The sequence below is a fragment of the uncultured Henriciella sp. genome, from assembly GCF_964005855.1.
Classification (GTDB): Bacteria; Pseudomonadota; Alphaproteobacteria; order Caulobacterales; family Hyphomonadaceae; genus Henriciella.
The window spans coordinates 22716-39540 of sequence record NZ_CAXFSW010000007.1 but is presented as its reverse complement, the minus strand read 5'-3'; the positions used below and the strand labels follow the sequence as shown (position 1 = coordinate 39540).

Sequence of the window (16825 nt, the reverse complement as noted above, 5' to 3'; positions counted from 1 at the left end):
GCCTTCTCCTCCTAAATTCCGGCTATGGCTATTCGCGAAATTCTGACCGTCCCGGACCCGCGTCTGAAGGAAGTTTCCACGCCCGTCGAAGGCGGCGTCACCGATGAGCTTCGCGCGCTCATGGATGACATGTTGGAAACCATGTATGACGCGCCCGGTATCGGCCTTGCGGCGATCCAGATCGGCGTGCCCAAGCGCGTCATCGTGATGGACCTTGCCGGCCCTGAGGAAGAGCCGCAGCCGCGCTATTTCGTGAACCCGGAAATCCTGCCGCTGACCGAGGATCTTGCCCCCTATGAAGAGGGCTGCCTTTCCGTACCGGACGTGTTCGACGAGGTCGAGCGCCCGACCCGCTGCCGCGTGAAATACCTTGATTACAATGGCAAGGAAGTCGATGAGATCGCCGAGGGCATGTACGCCGTCTGCATCCAGCACGAGATGGACCACCTCGAAGGCACGCTCTTCATCGACCACCTCTCGCGCCTGAAACGCCAGCGCGCCGTCGACAAAGTGAAGAAGGCCAAGCGCTTTGCTGACAAAGCCGCCAAATCGAAATCGAAAAGCGCGGCCTGATGGGCCGGCTGTTCGCAAGGGCCTGGGTCCGCTGGACCTTTGTGATGATTATAGCAGCGCTCATCGTGATTATTTGCGCTGGCAATGGCCTCTCCGGAAACGGTATAGCTGGGGCGATGCGCTAGGGCCGCACAGCCTTGACAACCCCTCCCTAGGCCCCACCGCTTTCCCCTTGGGCAATCAGCGCAGGCCCTTCACTCGCCGAGCGCCCTGACTTAAAGCCGAAAGCAGCTGAAAAAGAGGGATGTGCCCCATGAAAGCCGTTGTCGCTGAAACGCTTGAGTCGCTCGAAAGTTATGCCTTCAAGGACGTCGACAAACCTGAGCCGAAGAAGGGTCAGGTCGTCATCCGCGTCGCGGCCTGCGGCGTCGGCTATGTGGATGCCCTCGTCGCGCTTGGACGCTATCAGGTAAAACCGCCCTTGCCGCACACGCCCGGCCGGGAACTCGCCGGGATTGTGGAGACGGTGGGCGAAGGCGTCACGAATGTGAAACCCGGTGACCGGGTCATGACGATGGCAGCCAACGGGTTCGCCGAATACGCGCTGGCCCAGGCGGCCATGGTCATTCCCGTTCCTGAGACGCTTGAATTTACCGAAGCGGCAAGCCTGCCCCTGAACTACCTGACCGCCTCTCACGGGCTGAAGGACCGCGCTGCGCTGGCAGAGGGTGAGACAGTCCTCATCTTCGGCGCGGCCGGCGGCGTCGGCTCGGCCGCCATCCAGGTTGCCAAGGCCCTTGGCGCCCGCGTCATCGCGGCCGCCTCCACTGAAGAGAAGCGGGCGTTTACCCTCGCGCACGGTGCTGACGAGGCAATCGATACAGACACCGATGGCTGGCGGGACCGTCTCAAGGCGCTAACCGGGGGCAAAGGCCCGGACGTTGTCTTCGACCCTGTCTGTGGACCGCTATTTGAAGCGGCCTTCCGCTCACTGAAATGGCGCGGGCGTCACATGGTGGTTGGCTTTGTCGGCGGACCGATCCCGGCCCTGCCGTCCAACCTGACCCTGATGAAGGGCGCGGCCCTAATGGGTGTCGATGTCCGTCAGCACATGGAGTACGAGCTCCCTCAGGCGATCGCCACCCTGAAGGAGCTTGCCGCCTGGGCTGGCGAGGGCAAGATCAAGCCGCCGGTCGGGAGTATTTATCCGTTCGACCAGTTCGGCGAGGCCATGGTTTCGGCCCTTTCGGGCAAGGGGACCGGAAAGGTCGTGCTGGAAGTCGCCGCCAATCCTGGTGTCTAGGGCAGTCGGCAGCCTGTCGCTTTGCAAGGACCGGATTTGCCGATAAATCCGCGCCCATGAGCCAAAAACTCCGTATCGCCTTTATGGGAAGCCCGGATTTCTCCGTGCCCGTCCTCGCCGCCCTGATCGAGGCGGGCCATGAGGTCGCCTGCGTCTATTCCCAGCCGCCGCGCCCTGCCGGACGCGGCAAGAAGCTGACCCCGACCCCAGTGCATCGCTATGCCGAGGAACAGGGCATCGAGGTACGCACGCCCAGATCGCTCAAGGGCGATGATGAGCAGGCCGCTTTTGCTGAGCTGGGCCTCGATGCGGCTGTGGTGGTCGCCTATGGCCTCATCCTGCCGCAAGCCGTTCTGGATGCGCCCCGGCTTGGCTGCATGAACATTCACGCCTCCCTCCTGCCACGCTGGCGCGGCGCTGCGCCTATCCAGCGCGCCATCATGGCTGGCGACAAGGTGACCGGCGTGCAGGCCATGATGATGGAAGCCGGGCTCGACACCGGCCCCGTCCTCGCCAGTGAGACCACTGAAATCGCACCGGATGAAACTGGCGGCAGCCTGCATGACCGTCTCTCAAGCCTTGGGGCGCAGCTTGCTCCCCGCGCCCTTGAAGGGCTCGCCGGGGGCATGCTGATGCCAGAACCGCAAAGCGATGACGGGGTGACCTATGCGTCCAAACTCACGGCTGCCGACCAGCGTATCGACTGGGCCGGCCCTGCTCCGAAAATCGACCAGCAGATCCGCGGCCTGTCGCCCTTTCCGGGCGCCTTTTTTCACTGGACGCCGCCCGGCGAAGAGACACCGTTGCGTATCAAGGCGCTCATGAGCGAATATGTGGACCAGGCCCATGACGAAGCGCCGGGAACACTTCTGGACGATGCTCTTCTGGTCGCCTGCGGCGGAGGCAAGGCCGTGCGGCTGACGCGGCTGCAGAAACCGGGATCGCGCGCAATGGACGCCGATGATTTCCTGCGCGGCAACAAGGTCGAAGCCGGAGCGCGCTTCCAATGAGACCGGCCATCCGCGCCGCACAGGCAGGCGATCTCGACGCCATCGCCGCGCTCAACACAGCCGCTTTCGCCAGCGATGACGAAGGCCGGATCGTGCGCCAGCTGGCAAGCGATGGCGATAGCCTTGTCTCTCTCGTCGCCGAAGACTCCGATGGACGGCTGATCGGCCATATCGAATTCTTCCGCATTCTCGTGAACGGCAAGGATGTCGCCGCAGGCCTCGGCCCCATGTGCGCCCTGCCCGGCCAGCAGAAACGCGGCATCGGCTATGGCCTTATCAAGACGGGCATGCCGGAGGTGGAAGCGCTCGGCCGCCAGCTCGTCTTCGTACTGGGCCACAAGGACTATTATCCCCGCTTCGGCTTCAACCCCGCCGTCGCCGCGCGCTATGAGGCGCCATGGTCCGGCGAGGCCTTCATGGCCATCGAGCTTAGCGAAACCGCCCCGCGATCCGGAACGCTCACCTACCCCCGCGCCTTCACGGAGACAGAATGAGCCAGCGTCTTCGCCTCCTTATCGAATATGACGGCCGCCCCTTCTATGGCTGGCAGCGGCAGGAAGGCCAGCCCACCGTTCAGGGTGCACTGGAACGCGCCGCCGCGGCGCTGAATGGCGGCGAGCCTGTCCTTGTCCAGGGCGCCGGCCGCACCGATGCTGGCGTCCATGCCACCGGACAGGTTGCCCACCTCACCCTCTCGACCCCGCGCCCCGTCCGGAAACTGCCGGACGCGCTCAACTATCATTTGCGCCCGAACCCCATCGCCGTACTGGCCGTCGAGGAAGTCGATGAAAGCTTCCATGCCCGCTTCAGCGCCACGGGCCGCGCCTATCGCTATCTCATCCAGACCCGGCGCGCTCACCTGACCTTTGATCGCGGCCTTGTCTGGCGCACGCCTTTCGATCTTGATGTGCATGCCATGCAGGAAGCAGCCCAGTACCTTCTCGGCGAACATGACTTCACCACTTTCCGCGATGCCGCCTGCCAGGCCAAGAGCCCGGTGAAGACGCTCGACACGCTGGAAGTCTTCCGCCTTGCCGACCGGATCGAGATCACGACCACGGCCCGCAGTTTCCTGCACCGCCAGGTACGCTCCATCACGGGCAGCCTGGTCGAAGTCGGCCGCGGCATGCACGAGCCCGGCTGGGTGAAGGAGATCCTTGAGGCGCGCGACCGCACCGCCTGCGGCCCTGTCGCCCCGGCGGACGGGCTCTATCTCGAGCGCGTCATGTATGATGAGGAGATCTGAGATGGACCGGCGGCGGATTGTCATTTCCGGCTGTTCGTCCGGCGGCAAATCCACCCTTCTTGCGGAACTCGCCACGCGTGGCTTTCGCACCGTGGAGGAGCCCGGCCGCAACATTGTCCGCGAAGCGCTGGAGACCGGCTCGGATGCCCTGCCCTGGAAAAATCCGGTGGCCTTTGTCGAGAAGGCCGTGATACAGGCCCGCTCCAGTCTTGAGGCTCACGCCCCCCATGACGGGCCGGTTTTCTTCGACCGTTCCGCCATCGATGCGCTTGCCCATCTCGACCGGCTTTCGATCCAGATCCCGCAGGCACTGAGATCGGCAGGGCAGACCTGCATCTATGCCCGCCCCGTCTTCATGGCGCCGCCCTGGCCTGACCTCTATGAGCAGGATGAGGAACGCCCTCTCCCCTTCGAAGACGCGGTGCGTGAATATAACTGGCTGTGCCTTGCCTATCCGTCGCGCGGGCACCGCCTCATCCACCTGCCGAAAGCCAGCACGCCAGCGCGCGCCGATTTCATGCTGCGCAGTCTCGGCCTACCGCTTCGTGCCAGCTAGTAGCCACGCCTCACATCGACATCCGGCGCGGGCCAGTCCCCGGCCAGCACACCGTCCAGCAACTCCGCCAGCCTGTAAGCCCCGTCTTCATCAAGGGTCAGGCCGGAGACATGAGGGGTGATGGTGACCTGATCATGCTTCCAGAGCCAGTGCCCCTTTTCCAGCGGCTCATCGCGAAAGACGTCAAGCACGGCATGGCTTACCTGTCCGGCCTCTAGCGCGCGCCGCAGCGCCGCCTCGTCCAGCGTCGCCCCACGCCCGACATTGATAAACAAGCCCCCCTGAAGCGCAGCGAAAACCTCAGTATTCAGGGCGCCATCGGTCTCTTCTGTGAAGGGAAGCGCCGCCACCAGCACATCGAGCCGGTCGCCAGCTTGCAGCTCATCCAGCCGTTTGACCGTCTCAAAGCCGCCGCTGGGCCGGCCAGAGCGCGAAAAGCCTGTAACCTTGCCTCCCAGCGCAGACAGGGCACGCGTCACACCGCTCCCGATGGAGCCGGTGCCGATCACCCCGATACGCGTTTCGAACAGATAGGCCGGCGCTGCGCGCTCGCGGTCCCAGTCCTCACTAACCTGAAGCGCCCGCCGCACTGCCATCTTCTGAAGATGCGCCAGCGTATAGGCCGCGCAGTATTCGCCGATCTGTTCGCCCATCCGGCCTGTCGTGCGGGTCACCAGAGGAACATTGGCGGCGCCTTCCAGCCGCTTGCATATGGCATCGACGCCTGCGCCGATGGAGTGCACCCACTGATAGCCAGAGAGGTCCTCATCATCCGGCGTGTGAAACGTCACGAGGATGCGCAGCTTTCGCGCCGTTTTGAGCGGCGCCCTTGTCACCTCGATCTCTGGAAAGCGTTCTTTCAGAACCGGCTCCAGCGCATCGGCCTTGGCCGTGTTGAGGCGGATCGCAATATCGCTCTGGCGCAGTGGACCGTCCGGCAGCTCAGTCAAACTTGCTTCTCCATTTTCCAGTTATGCATGGCCACCCCCTCTATCTCGAAGTCGCGGCGCATCACCATTCTATAGCCCGCCCGCTCGAATACGGGCCTCGCTGTTTCGCTTGCCTCGGCATGCAGCCGGGAAAGACCCGCCTGCCGTGCAGCCCCGTCGATCGCGGCCAGCAGCAAGCTGGCAACGCCCCGGCCTGCCTGCGCGGGATGGCAATAGAGCATATCGACGTGGCCGTCGGCCTCCATGTCGCTGAACGCCACCGGCTTATCCTTCACATCCACCGCGATAAAGGTTGTCCGGCCATCGCCATACATGGCGCCCAGCCGCGCAGCGCTGACACGCGGGCCCGCCCACGCCTCTATCTGTTCTGGGGAATAGTGCCGCGCGCCCATGCTGCGTATCGCGGCCTGGAAGATATCAAAAAGGTGAGGCTCATCATCTGGCCGGTAGGGTCTGATTTCCAATTCATCTTCTCCCCGGTGCCATTTAAGGGTCTGCCCCCTCTCCCCTCCACCCCGGTCCAACATGGGAGCAAGGTGATAGGACCTATTTCGCGCAGGTGATTGTCAAACTTCGCCCCTGTCCACACAATGTCGAAAAGCAAAGATAATGGGAGGAAACAATGCCGGCCATGGACATACGACCCTTAGAAGGTGTCGGAGCCGAGATTACGGGTGTCGATCTCAAAGCCCTCAGCAGAGCTGAAGAAACAGCCATTCGAGACGCTTTCGCCGAGCAGGGCGTCATTTTCTTCCGCGACCAGTCGCTCAGCGAGGAAGACCATATCGCCTTCGCGCAGCGGTTCGGGCAGATCAATGTGAACCGCTTCTTCGCCGCTCATCCCGATTATCCGCAGATCGCCATGGTCGCCAAGGATGTTGGCGATACCGACAATATTGGCGGCGGCTGGCACACCGACCACTCCTATGACGAAATTCCCGCCCTCGGCTCTGTTCTTGTGGCACGGGAGCTCCCGAAGACCGGCGGCGACACAAGATTTGCCTCCATGTACCGGGCCTATGAAACGCTTCCAGATGAGCTCAAGCGCGCGGTCGAAGGCAAGCGCGCCATCCATTCAGCCCGCCACATCTTCGGGGGTCAGGACGACAGCTACTATTCGCAGTCTGACGCGGGCCGCGGGCGGATTGGAAATGCCGATGCTGTCGAAACGCTGAGCGATGTCGCCCACCCTCTCATCATCACCCACCCCTTGAGCGGGAAGAAAGCCCTCTTTGTGAACCCGGCTTTCACCATCGGCATTGACGGAATGGACGAGGCTGGCGGCAAGGCGCTGCTCCAGAAGCTCTTCGCGCATGCCATGCGCGAGGAACACACCTGCCGCTTCAAATGGGAGCCGGGCTCGGTGGCCTTCTGGGACAACCGCTCGACCTGGCACTGGGCCCTCAATGACTATCAGGGCCAGCGCCGCGTGATGCACCGTATCACGATAGAGGGTGTGAGCCGCTGAACTAGCCGGCGCGCCTCAGGACTGGCGGATCGTCTCCAGAAGCAGCTCCAGCGCCTCACGCGCAAAGAGGCGCATATTTGTTACGCGGTCACTGAGGCCGGTTTCCAGTGTGCGCGATATCTCCGTGCCCTCCCCGACAAGAGCAACGCAAGTGTGTCCGGCCGCATCGCCATAGCCATTGCCGGACGGGCCAGCCGCGCCCGTCTCGCAGAGGCCCCAATCCGCACGCAGACGCTCGCGCATCTGCCCGGCCATGAAACGCGCATAAGGCTCACTGGACGAGCGCATGTCGCCGATGTCTTCCTTCGACAGCCCCATCAATCCCTTGAAGGCCGCAGGCGCGTAGATAACCCCGCCGCCCCTGAAATAGGCCGATGCCCCTGACTGCGCGAGCAGCGCCGCCGACACCAGCCCGCCACTGGAGGATTCCGAAACGCCAATCGTCTGGCGGCGCGCCTTGAGGATGGTGCCGATCTCCTCGGCAAGGGGAAGCAAATCATTCATGCCGTCATGAAGCAGCCCGGCACGGCATTTGGCAAGCTTCCCTCCGCCATCTTGCACCGGGGCCTGCCTTCACGCATCTAGTCGGATAAAAAGGAGGAAGACCCAGACATGCGCTATTTTGAAGACCTCGAACCGGGCACGCTTACGCACTCGCCCCGCGCCTACAAGGTGACCCGCGAAGAGGTGATCGACTTCGCTTCAAAATACGACCCCCAGCCCTTCCACCTTGATGACGAGGCCGCAAAACAGACCTTCTTCGGCCGGCTCTCGGCGTCTGGCTGGCATACCGCCGCCATGACGATGCGCCTCATGGTCGAGACCATGCAGCAGGGTGAGCCGCAGGCCGGTCTTGGCTCTCCCGGCGTCGATGAACTGAAATGGATCAAGCCGGTCTATCCAGGTGACGAGATCCGCCTTGAGATGGAAATGCTGTCCAAGCGGCGTATGAAATCGCGTCCCGACATGGGCCTCACGCGCTCAGAGAACCGGGTCTACAACCAGAATGACGAACTGGTGATGCGCTTCATTGGCAATGGCCTTATCAAGGTGCGTAATCCCGACGCCCCGATTGAGGACGAGCCCGCCGCATGAGTACACCTGAGGATATCCGCGCACAGCAAAAATCGCATTGGGACGGCCAGGGCGGCCAGACATGGGTCGAGGCCCAGGCCGTCATGGACACCATGTTCTCCGCCATTGAGGACCAGCTGGCGGAAACGGCCCGCGAAAGCCGCGCCAATCATATCCTCGACATCGGATGCGGCACGGGTGCTGTGACGCTCGCGGCAGCCCGCGCCGCGCCTGCCGCCCGCCTCACCGGCATAGACATTTCCGGCCCGATGCTCGCACTCGCCCGCCAGCGCGCCGAAGCTGCCGGTCTTGAAGCCCGTTTCATCAAGGCTGACGCCGAAGCCCATGATTTCGGCGAGGACCAGTTCGGCTGTCTGCTCTCGCGCTTCGGCGTCATGTTTTTCGCAGAGCCGGTGCGCGCCTTCGCAAATCTTCGCTCCACCGCCGCCCCGCGTGCCGGCATGCATCTCTATGCCTGGCGCAGCCCGGCAGAAAACGCCTTCATGACAACGGCCACCCGCGCCGCCGCGCCCTATCTCGACGACATGCCAAAGCGTGAGAAGAACGCCCCCGGCCAGTTCGGCTTTGAGGATGACGCTTATGTCCGCAGCATACTGGACCAGGCCGGCTGGACTGGCATCGAGATCACGCCTGAAGATTTCCCCTGCAGCTTCCCAGAGAGCGACCTCCCGCTCTTTACAGACAAGCTCGGCCCCCTGCCGCGTCTACTTGAGATGAACCCGCAGGCACACCGCGATGCGCTCCAGGCAGCCGTGCGCGAGGCCTATGACCCTTTCATCGAAGACGGCATGGTTCGCTATACTGCCAGCTGCTGGTCGATCCGCGCCCGCAACAGCTAGCCAGATACCCCGCCGGAACACTGGGGCGGCAGGTGCATTCAGCAAGGGTACTCCGGCCGGGCTGAAGGGACGCACACCATCTCGACACATATCGCTATCATTGTCTTCCTGACAGCGACCTTCGTCGTCGCGCTGGCCGGTATCCGTATCATTTCCACCGCTGACAGGCTGGCAGACCGGACCGGTCTCGGCGAAGCGGTCTTCGGCGGCGTCCTTCTCGGCGCCAGTACCTCGCTCTCCGGTATCGTTACATCGCTGACCGCGGCCTCTCAGGGCATGGCCTCACTGGCTGTCTCGAATGCCGTCGGCGGTATCGCCGCGCAGACATCCTTCCTTGTCATCGCTGACATGATCTACAAGCGGGTCAATCTCGAACACGCCGCAGCCGACGCCAACAATATGCTGATGGCCGCCATGCTCGTCCTCCTGATGAGCCTGCCGCTCGCCGCCAATTATGCGCCTGAAGTCGCCCTCTTCGGCATCCACCCGGTCTCCATCCTGCTCTTCGCGGTCTACTTTTTCGGCACGCGTGCCGCCGTCCAGCTGCGGGACCGACCGATGTGGCGCCCGCGCCAGACCAATGAGACGCGCGACGATGAGCCGGATGAAGCCGAAGCCCAGATCCACAGCCTGCCCGTCATGATCGCCATCTTTGTCGGCCTCAGCCTGGTGCTCGCGGCCTGCGGCTTTGCCATTGCCGAAAGCGGCGCGGTCATCTCGGCGAATCTCGGCATCTCGCAAACCGTGGTCGGCGGCCTGCTCACGGCTGTCGCGACCTCCCTGCCGGAACTTGTGACGACGCTCGCCGCCGTGCGCCGCGGCGCGCTTCAGCTCGCCGTCGGCGGCATCATCGGCGGCAACACCTTTGACGTGCTCTTCCTCTCGCTCTCCGACATCGCCTATCGCGAGGGCTCGATCTATCATGCGATGACGCAGGCCGACGCGCTGATGCTGATCGGCGCGACCGTCATCACCACCATCCTTCTGATGGGGCTCATCCTGCGCGAACGCCGCGGCATCGGCGTCGAAGGCCTCGGCATCCTTGCCGCCTATGTTGGCCTCATGGCGATACAGGTCTCAACCGGCTAGCGCGTTCAGGGCCGCGCATCTTCCAGATCACCGCGCAGGAAGGCGCGCATGTCGCCCGCGACCGCCTCAAGCGATGGCTCATGAAGATACATCATATGGCCTGCCGGGTAGTAGCTCATCGTGACCCGATCCTGCGGAATGCCATAGCGCGCAAAGGTGATCTCCGCGTCGAAGAAGGGCGTGATCATGTCGTAATAGCCATTCGCCACCCAGACCTCGAGCGCGCCATTGCGGCGCATCGCGGTGGTCAGCTGGCGTGCGGAATTGACATAGCTCGGCTCCCCGCTGCCATCCTCAGGCCCGAACCTCCAGCCCTCACCGGCCTCGCGGCTGGAGGTGATATACGGCCGGTCCATCTCCACCTTGAGCTCATCGATGAGATACTGGTTCATCAGCGCCGAATAGGCTGAGGAGACGAAATAGCTCGCCGCATCCCCTTCCGGGCGCTCGGCGACATCATCGGCTTCATCGCCCGCATAGCGCCCATCCAGCCGCCCGATGGCGAGGCCCTGATCGCGCAGCAGCTCCTTCTGGAAACGCGGCATCAGGATGCGAAGGTCCGAGCGCTCGATATAGACCGGGTCCAGCCCCGTGAAATAGGCCAGCCGGTCCCGGATACGGTCATGCTCTGCCGCGCTCAGCCCCGCCCCCTTGAGCAGCGCCGGCGCATACTCGTCGCGCGCAAAGGCCCGCGCTTCGGCCAGGAACTCCGCCTGTGGTACGCCCTGGCCCGCACGCCCATGATACTGGGCCGCCGCTGCCATGCTCGGCAGATAGGTGATATAGGAATAGACATTGTCATGGACCGAGGTTGATCCCTCATAATCCAGCGCCTGTGAGATCAGGAGAAGACCGTTGAGGGCGATGTTCACATCGCCCGTCGTCAGATCCTCGGCGATATAGGCCGCCCGTGTGGTGCCGAAACTCTCCCCGATCAGGTATTTCGGTGCATTCCAGCGCCCATGCGTGTTCAGCCAGAGACGGATGAACTCCCCGATAGAGCCCTTGTCGCCATCCTCATTCCAGTAATCCTTGCCCTCGCCCTTGCCGATGGCGCGGCTGAATCCCGTGCCGACCGGGTCGATGAAAACCAGATCGGTCACGTCCAGCAGGCTCAGCGGATTATCCACCATGCGGTAGGGGGCGGCCCCATCATCCGCGTCCGCATTGCTCGCCACGACAGCGCGCTTGGGCCCCAGCAGCCCCAGATGCAGCCAGACCGACGCCGACCCCGGTCCGCCATTGAACACGAAAGCCACCGGGCGGTCCGCGCCCGCATCTTCCTTGATATAGGAGATCGTGAAGAGGCTCGCCGCCGGCTCATCCTCTTCATTGGTGATATAGGTCTCCCCCGCCTCGACCCGGTAGGAGATGCGCTTGCCATTGAAGGTCCCGCTATGCGTGGTCTCGAACATGACGGGGTCGGGAATTGGCTTCTCCGTCCCGCTTGCAGCTTCCACCGCCGCCTCGTCGCCGCTCTCCTGCGCGCAGGCCAGACCCGCAACCGACATCGCCACCAGGCACGCCATCACCAGTTTACGCATTCCATATCCCTCAATTGCGTGAGGGCCGACTGTCCCAACATCCGCCGTCAGCTGCAAGCGCGATCACGGGCGACAAATTGCGCCCGCCGGTCATACCTTAGCTGATACGCGGTTCAGGCTCAGATACCCGCGCCGGGTCGAAGCGTTTGCGATAGGTGAAGGGCGCGACCCCGGCGATATCGCGAAACGCCGTGCGGAAGGTCTCGACAGAGCCAAAGCCGCACTGGTCGGCAATGTCCGACAGGCCGATCCCTGTCTTCTCAAGCAGGCGCATGGCCCGCATTACCCGTTCGCGCCGCAGCCATTTCAGCGGCGTCGTCCCCGTCCCCTCGCGAAAGCGGCGCAGGAAAGTGCGCCCGCTCATGCCCGCGACATCCGCCATGTCCGCAATATCGATGGGCTCATGAAGATGCTCCCGGGCCCAGTCGAGCACACCTGCCACAGACTGGCCCGCCCGCTCCTGATAGGGCGCCTCGATATATTGTGACTGGCCGCCTTCGCGGTGCGGCGGCGTGACAAGGCTGCGGGCGATGCGGTTGGCGATCTCGCCGCCATAGTCGCGCCGGATGATGTGCAGGCTGCAATCAACCGCGGCGCTTGAGCCGGCAGAAGTAATCACGTCGCCATCATCGACATAAAGGACATCGTCGACCAGCTGGATGTCGGGAAATTCCTGCGCCATCAGCGAAAAATTGCGCCAGTGCGTGGTCGCCCGCCTGCGGCTGAGCACCCCGGCATGTGCAAGGACGAAACTTCCCGTGCAGAATGCCACCAGCCGCGCGCCACTGGCGGCGGCCACGCGGACCGCGTCCAGCATATCTTCCGGGGGGCGTTCGCTGGCATCGCGCCAGGCCGGAATGATGATCGTGTCGGCCTCGGCAGCAATGTCATAGCCGTGATCGGGCTGCAGCGTCATTCCGCCCAGGCTGCGGATGGGCGCGGAGGGGCCCGCCACGGCAAAATCATACCAGCCGACATCCAGTATTTCCGGACGCGACCAGCCGAAGATCTCAACCGCGATCCCGAATTCCAGAGGCCAGAGCTGGTCATAGGCCAGCACGACCACACGGTGCGCCTTGCCGGAAACCACCCCACTCATGACACACCCCGCCGGTCGAAAACGACGCGAAGCGATTTGGCGAAAAATGACCACATGATGTCTTTATCGCCAATACCCGCTGCCGGTTCAACCCCTCATCTTTCCAGCATCGAAGCCAGATACCCCCGGAAAGGATCAGGACATGGCAAATATCGGACGCAGAACAGGTCTCGGCCTCACAGCCACCGCCGCAGCTTTCCTCGCGATCTCAGCCTTCGCGCGCGCGCCAGGCGGCGCCCCGGACCGCAGCCCGGCCGACCGCGTGCAGGATCAGATGGTCCTCGCCCTCGCCTGTCACGAAACCGGACAGAAAAATGAAGCCCGCGACGCGCTGGAAGCCGCGCTTCGGCTCGATCCGGACTATGCCCCTGCCCTGACCCTGATGGCGCATTATCACCATCGCGGCCCGCAGGCGAAATGAGTAGCCTCACTTTCCGATCATCCCCTCAAGGCCCATTATCAGACGGGCCGGGTCATAGGCCCGCCCGCCATTGAACACGACCACAACTTCACGAATAATGGATGGATCGGCCTCAAGATTTCCATTTAGAAGCACGAGCTCAGCGCGGCGGCCAGTTTGCACGCCACCAATTTCTTTCCCCAGACCGAGTGCATCGGCCCCATTCTGGCTCATGATTTTCAGCACGTCCTGCGTTGAAAATCCGGCTTCGCGCAGCAGTTCAAAATTTCGCTGATCACCCAATCCCGGCAAAACATGGCGCCCCGTATCGGGCCCCGCAAGCAAGGTACCACCGGCCTTAACAAAGCGGCGCTCGAAGCTAAGCAAAAGCCCCCAATAAGCCTCAGAGATGGCCGGGGTCACGTCCATTCCGGCCATAGCCTCAGTGCGTTGACGGGAGGCTTCAGCAAGATGGGGCGCCAGCAGGTCAAGAACCCGGTCATCGGCCTGCGGGCGCTGGGGAAACCGCGATTCCTGAATGGCGAGTGTAGAGGTCAGCGCAACGTTCTTTTCCACCAGAATAGAGATAAGCTCGTCCAGCCTTGGATCATTCACGGCCAGTTCCGCCTTTGCATCGACGCTCGGAATGCATACGCCTTTTGACTTTTCCGCAACGAAATCGCTGGCCGGGTGCAGGCCATGCTCGATGGAATCGATGCCCATCCGGGCCGCCTCTTCATACGTTATCGAGCAGAGATGCCCTGCAACCCTCAGCCCTCGCTTGTGAGCCTGTTCGATGATGATCTCGGCGATCACTGGATCGGTGTGCCGGTAAAGCTTGATCGTGCTGACCCCGCGTCCTGCCCACTCATCGACGAAGCGCCTTGCGGCAAGTTCGTCGAGCGGCTTCTCCATCGGGCCATTTCCGCCCGGCCCGGTGATATAAGGCGCAGATGACGCGATGCGCGGGCCCGGCGCCAGTCCAGCTTCGATGTCTCGCTGCAAGGCAAGTTCGCCGATAGGGTCCGCGCTACCAGCGGTCTGGATGGTGGTGACGCCGGACGCCAGATAAAGGCGCGCCGCCTCAGCGGCCATTGAGGGTGCACCCGGCATGTGCAGGTGATTGTGCATCCCCACAAGTCCGGGGATCAGTGTTTTGCCGTGCCCGGCCACCACTATTGTGCCTTCTGAAGCCTCTAACGATCCGGCAGGCGCGACCCTGGCGATCCAGCCATTAAGGAGGAGGACATCGTAAGTGTCCCCGGCGGTCCCATTGCCGACATCCACGAGTTTCACGCCTTCGATCAGGAAGTTTTCACCCTGATATGCGAGATAGCTTTCCAGCGGATCGCCGTCTTCTGAAGTTTGAGCTTGCGACAGCGGCAAGCTGACGAGCAGGACGGCGAAACTGATCACAAGTCTGGCAAACACGGCACACTCTTCAGCTTCAACAGGCCTGAAGCGTGAACTTTGACCGGCTTCGCAGCAAGCTCAAGCTTCTGAGTTCAGTCCAGCCGCACCATGACGAAATCATTCCGCGTGCCCTCACAGCCGCAATCGCCGGGGTGGACACAGGGCGCGTGCCAGCTGCCTTCATAGCGATTGCCATCTGCAACCGCCGTGCCGGTGCAATGAAAACGATAGGCCTTGAGCAGTCCTTCATGGACCTGCAGGTCGAGGCTGACCTCGCTATCGGTCATCTCGCCTTCAATGTCGGCGGGACGGCTCGGAAGCTCCTGGCCTTTCGCACCGATGGCAATCTGCGTCTGCCCGGCAAATTGCGCGCCGATCCGGAAGAAGTCCGCCACCGCCTTGATCGCGCCCACCCCGATCATCTTTGTCCGGATCGTCAGCCGCAATTCCCAACGGCCATTCGGCTCTGGCTGCGCATCGCCGACCAGCGCCTGCGCCTTGGTGCGCTCAATCGTGTCTGCGATGTGCCCCTCCTCATGACCTGTCGCAATCTGGAATACGTTCCACTGTCATCGACCTGTCAGGATAACCATACACCAGTCTCAAGTCGAATTCAGGAGAGCGTGCATTTATCTCTGCGGCTCTGTCGAGAACCATCTCTCGGTCCGGCCAGTCGGTCAGCAGCAAACCCGGATAGATATTTTTGAAATAGCGCTCGTCGGGCATGAAGTAGCTATAGCGGGTCTTTATGCGGAGTCCGGTATGACCATCGATCTCCACCGCCCCAGCGAGACAGCTGGGTCTTAATTGCGCCAGCGGGACATAAAGCATCTCTTCCGGCACGCCGATCTCTTCATAAAAGCCTGCCTCGAGTGCAGGATCAGCATCGCTTTCGGGTGATCGAAGGCGCGGCCCCGTCAGCAGATTGGTCGCCATCTGCGTATCGTGCATCGCAACAATCGAGTTCTCACGAAGCGCCACCCGGCGAGCGCCAAGCATCACAAACTGAGAACAGGCAGACATGCAAATACCATCCACATAGAGATCGATATCCTGACCATTCAGATAACGCCCCAGACGGACACCGGCTTTCGTGAAGCCCCCGAGACTGTCGATCAGGAGTTTATCGAAATATCCCGTCTCCAGCGCGCGGATCGCCAGGTCGACAGTCTCATCATTGATCTGACCGCAGAAGCGCAGCGTGGAGGGGCCGGCAATGCTGACCGTACGGCCGGACGGACATGGCGTGCCAGCCTGCAACGGATAGCTGACACCGGCAGCCTCACCCGCAGCCGGCGCGACTGCGCCCGGCAGGCAAACAAGCATCAGGGCAGGAAGGCTCACCCTTACGAAACTTTGGATTGTATCAATCACGCGCCAGAATTTGAAACGGCGCGCGCGGTCGATCAAGGCCGCAGCAGCTCGTTGATACCCACCTTGCTGCGCGTGCGCTCGTCCACCGTCTTGATGATCACCGCGCAATAGAGGCCCGGCCCCTTGCCATCCGCGGCCGGCATGCTCCCTGGCACGATCACAGAATAAGGCGGCACTTCGCCCATCACGACTTCGCCCGTCGTGCGGTGCACGATCTTGGTCGACTGCGACAGGAAGGTGCCCATGGCGAGCACGGAGCCTTCGCGCACGATCACGCCTTCGGCGACTTCGGCGCGCGCGCCGATGAAGCAATTGTCCTCAATGATGGTCGGGTTTGCCTGCAGCGGCTCAAGCACGCCGCCAATCCCGGCGCCGCCCGACAGGTGCACGCCCTTGCCAATCTGCGCGCAGGAGCCGACGGTCGCCCAGGTGTCGACCATGGTGCCCTCATCGACATAGGCGCCGATATTCACGAATGACGGCATCAGCACCACACCGGACGCGATATAGGAGCCGCGCCGCGCCACAGCGTTCGGCACAGCCCGCAGGCCAGACTCGGCAAAGTCCTTCTCGCTCCAGCCATCGAATTTGCTCGGCACCTTGTCCCACCAGGTCGAGCCGTCCGGGCCGCCCTTGATCGGGCCATTGGCGTTGAGGCGGAAAGAGAGAAGCACCGCCTTCTTCAGCCACTGATGAACCATCCAGTCGCCATCTGCGCCCTTTTCCGCAACGCGCGCCTTGCCGCTGTCCAGCATGGCGAGCGCCTCTTCGACAGCATCGCGCACCTCGCCCTTGGTCTCGGTCGAGACGTTTGCGCGGTCTTCCCACGCCTGTTCAATCGCGGTTTCAAGGGCTGCAGTCATGGCGGTCTCCGTCCTGTTCTTATAGCCCGCGTCTTCAAGCGCGATTGAGCGTTCTGGGCAAGG

Annotated in this window: 20 protein-coding genes; 11 read left to right on the top strand and 9 right to left on the bottom strand. The window is 62.7% G+C overall.

Annotated elements, in window-relative coordinates; all coding sequences use genetic code 11:
* Positions 1 to 24 precede the first annotated feature (24 nt).
* The 6 genes from def (at position 25) to ABNU55_RS09885 (ending at position 4628) form a co-directional block, all read left to right on the top strand.
* On the top strand, positions 25 to 573 hold the full coding sequence (gene def / locus ABNU55_RS09910; RefSeq protein WP_290754982.1) for a peptide deformylase: 549 nt from the start codon (positions 25 to 27) through the stop codon (positions 571 to 573).
* 253 nt (positions 574 to 826) lie between these two features.
* Entirely contained in the window at positions 827 to 1816 is a 990-nt protein-coding gene (locus ABNU55_RS09905) for an NADPH:quinone oxidoreductase family protein (RefSeq protein WP_290754980.1), read from the top strand.
* 56 nt (positions 1817 to 1872) lie between these two features.
* Positions 1873 to 2826 (top strand): methionyl-tRNA formyltransferase, encoded by a 954-nt coding sequence (gene fmt, locus ABNU55_RS09900; protein WP_348764340.1) that lies wholly within the window; start codon positions 1873 to 1875, stop codon positions 2824 to 2826.
* Positions 2823 to 3320, top strand: coding sequence for an N-acetyltransferase (locus tag ABNU55_RS09895; RefSeq protein ID WP_290754303.1), 498 nt, complete (start codon positions 2823 to 2825; stop codon positions 3318 to 3320). Before fmt ends, ABNU55_RS09895 begins: the two co-directional genes overlap by 4 nt.
* Positions 3317 to 4072 (top strand): tRNA pseudouridine(38-40) synthase TruA, encoded by a 756-nt coding sequence (gene truA, locus ABNU55_RS09890; RefSeq protein WP_290754301.1) that lies wholly within the window; start codon positions 3317 to 3319, stop codon positions 4070 to 4072. Before ABNU55_RS09895 ends, truA begins: the two co-directional genes overlap by 4 nt.
* A complete protein-coding gene (locus ABNU55_RS09885) occupies positions 4056 to 4628 on the top strand; it encodes an AAA family ATPase (RefSeq protein ID WP_290760470.1) in 573 nt (190 codons plus the stop codon). The genes truA and ABNU55_RS09885 overlap by 17 nt, the downstream gene beginning before the upstream one ends.
* Here ABNU55_RS09885 and ABNU55_RS09880 read toward each other — a convergent pair.
* Entirely contained in the window at positions 4625 to 5578 is a 954-nt protein-coding gene (locus tag ABNU55_RS09880; RefSeq protein ID WP_290754297.1) for an NAD(P)-dependent oxidoreductase, read from the bottom strand. The two genes, ABNU55_RS09885 and ABNU55_RS09880, sit on opposite strands and share 4 nt — an antisense overlap.
* On the bottom strand, positions 5575 to 6042 hold the full coding sequence (locus ABNU55_RS09875) for a GNAT family N-acetyltransferase (RefSeq protein WP_290754295.1): 468 nt from the start codon (positions 6040 to 6042) through the stop codon (positions 5575 to 5577). Before ABNU55_RS09875 ends, ABNU55_RS09880 begins: the two co-directional genes overlap by 4 nt.
* Positions 6043 to 6209: 167 nt before the next feature.
* Here ABNU55_RS09875 and ABNU55_RS09870 point away from each other — a divergent pair, with 167 nt between their 5' ends.
* Positions 6210 to 7046, top strand: a complete 837-nt coding sequence (locus ABNU55_RS09870) for a TauD/TfdA family dioxygenase (protein ID WP_290760478.1) — start codon at positions 6210 to 6212, stop codon at positions 7044 to 7046.
* A 15-nt stretch (positions 7047 to 7061) separates the two neighbouring features.
* Here ABNU55_RS09870 and ABNU55_RS09865 read toward each other — a convergent pair whose 3' ends face one another.
* On the bottom strand, positions 7062 to 7550 hold the full coding sequence (locus ABNU55_RS09865) for a CinA family protein (protein ID WP_290754292.1): 489 nt from the start codon (positions 7548 to 7550) through the stop codon (positions 7062 to 7064).
* A 108-nt stretch (positions 7551 to 7658) separates the two neighbouring features.
* On the opposite strand from ABNU55_RS09865, the gene ABNU55_RS09860 reads away from it, so the two are divergent.
* The 3 genes from ABNU55_RS09860 to ABNU55_RS09850 are packed head-to-tail and all read left to right on the top strand — an operon-like array spanning position 7659 to position 10069.
* Positions 7659 to 8141, top strand: coding sequence for a MaoC family dehydratase (locus ABNU55_RS09860; protein WP_290754290.1), 483 nt, complete (start codon positions 7659 to 7661; stop codon positions 8139 to 8141).
* Complete coding sequence (locus ABNU55_RS09855; protein ID WP_290754288.1) at positions 8138 to 8980, top strand: class I SAM-dependent methyltransferase; 843 nt, start codon at positions 8138 to 8140, stop codon at positions 8978 to 8980. Before ABNU55_RS09860 ends, ABNU55_RS09855 begins: the two co-directional genes overlap by 4 nt.
* A gap of 36 nt (positions 8981 to 9016) precedes the next feature.
* A complete protein-coding gene (locus ABNU55_RS09850; RefSeq protein ID WP_348764349.1) occupies positions 9017 to 10069 on the top strand; it encodes a sodium:calcium antiporter in 1053 nt (350 codons plus the stop codon).
* 5 nt (positions 10070 to 10074) lie between these two features.
* Here the strand turns inward: ABNU55_RS09850 and ABNU55_RS09845 are convergent, their stop codons facing one another.
* Positions 10075 to 11613 carry a peptidase S10 gene (locus ABNU55_RS09845; protein WP_290754286.1) on the bottom strand — a complete coding sequence of 513 codons (1539 nt, stop codon included), beginning with the start codon at positions 11611 to 11613 and terminating at the stop codon, positions 10075 to 10077.
* 97 nt (positions 11614 to 11710) lie between these two features.
* The gene (locus ABNU55_RS09840; protein WP_290754285.1) at positions 11711 to 12712 is read right to left on the bottom strand and encodes a helix-turn-helix domain-containing protein; all 1002 of its coding nucleotides are present in this window, start codon (positions 12710 to 12712) and stop codon (positions 11711 to 11713) included.
* A gap of 142 nt (positions 12713 to 12854) precedes the next feature.
* On the opposite strand from ABNU55_RS09840, the gene ABNU55_RS09835 reads away from it, so the two are divergent.
* Entirely contained in the window at positions 12855 to 13133 is a 279-nt protein-coding gene (locus tag ABNU55_RS09835; RefSeq protein ID WP_290754283.1) for a tetratricopeptide repeat protein, read from the top strand.
* A 6-nt stretch (positions 13134 to 13139) separates the two neighbouring features.
* On the opposite strand, the gene ABNU55_RS09830 is transcribed toward ABNU55_RS09835, so the two are convergent.
* The 4 genes from ABNU55_RS09830 to dapD all read right to left on the bottom strand — a co-directional run bounded on the left by ABNU55_RS09830 (position 13140) and on the right by dapD (position 16762).
* On the bottom strand, positions 13140 to 14528 hold the full coding sequence (locus ABNU55_RS09830) for an amidohydrolase family protein (protein WP_290754281.1): 1389 nt from the start codon (positions 14526 to 14528) through the stop codon (positions 13140 to 13142).
* A gap of 89 nt (positions 14529 to 14617) precedes the next feature.
* Complete coding sequence (locus ABNU55_RS09825; protein ID WP_290754279.1) at positions 14618 to 14971, bottom strand: hypothetical protein; 354 nt, start codon at positions 14969 to 14971, stop codon at positions 14618 to 14620.
* Between the two features lie 88 nt (positions 14972 to 15059).
* Complete coding sequence (locus ABNU55_RS09820) at positions 15060 to 16007, bottom strand: hypothetical protein (protein ID WP_290754277.1); 948 nt, start codon at positions 16005 to 16007, stop codon at positions 15060 to 15062.
* A complete protein-coding gene (gene dapD / locus ABNU55_RS09815; RefSeq protein WP_290754275.1) occupies positions 15932 to 16762 on the bottom strand; it encodes a 2,3,4,5-tetrahydropyridine-2,6-dicarboxylate N-succinyltransferase in 831 nt (276 codons plus the stop codon). Before dapD ends, ABNU55_RS09820 begins: the two co-directional genes overlap by 76 nt.
* Positions 16763 to 16825: the final 63 nt, after the last annotated feature.